The organism is Acinetobacter sp. 24-47-67 (genome assembly GCF_056779735.1).
The window spans coordinates 1-532 of record NZ_JBWYIK010000029.1 but is presented as its reverse complement, the minus strand read 5'-3'; the positions used below and the strand labels follow the sequence as shown (position 1 = coordinate 532).

Genomic DNA, 532 nt, shown 5'->3' with positions numbered 1-532 from the left:
TTCGAGTTGTTGTTTGGCTTCGCTTGCATCGAGATGGTTTGCTTTGGCTTGTTCTTGTTTGTAGGTGGAGATGAGTATGCCTTCGCCTGCTCGTACTGCACCCCATTGGTCAGTTCTGAGTTCGAAGCCTTCGCCTCGTCCTTCACTTTCTGCGGTTGCTTTGGGATGACTGAGATTCCCTAGGTTGAGTTGGCTCGCCCCGTGGGTGTTTTGCAGTTGGGTGGAGATTTGTCCTGTGGTGTCATCAAAGCGGAGTTGTCCATAGCCTTCGCCTTGGACTTCTTTACTTTTAATCCCTGCGAGTTTTTTGGTGTCCGGCAGTTGGCCTTGACTGTCAAATCGGGTTGGGCTGCGTTGGGCTTCATGTAGGCGGCCCACCACAAAGGGACGGTCGATGTTGCCGTCAAAGAAGTCGATAACTACGATTTCATTGATTCGAGGAAGGAAGCGTGCACCATAGCCTTCGCCTGCCCATGGGGTCAGTACATCGACCCAAGCTGAATCGGTGTCGTTGTTGTTACTGCCGGCACCG

The 532-nt window shown here is 52.4% G+C and carries 1 protein-coding gene; it reads right to left on the bottom strand.

Annotated elements, in window-relative coordinates:
* On the bottom strand, positions 1–532 hold a 532-nt coding region (locus AC1M9K_RS14505), incomplete at both ends, for a type VI secretion system Vgr family protein (protein ID WP_481589639.1).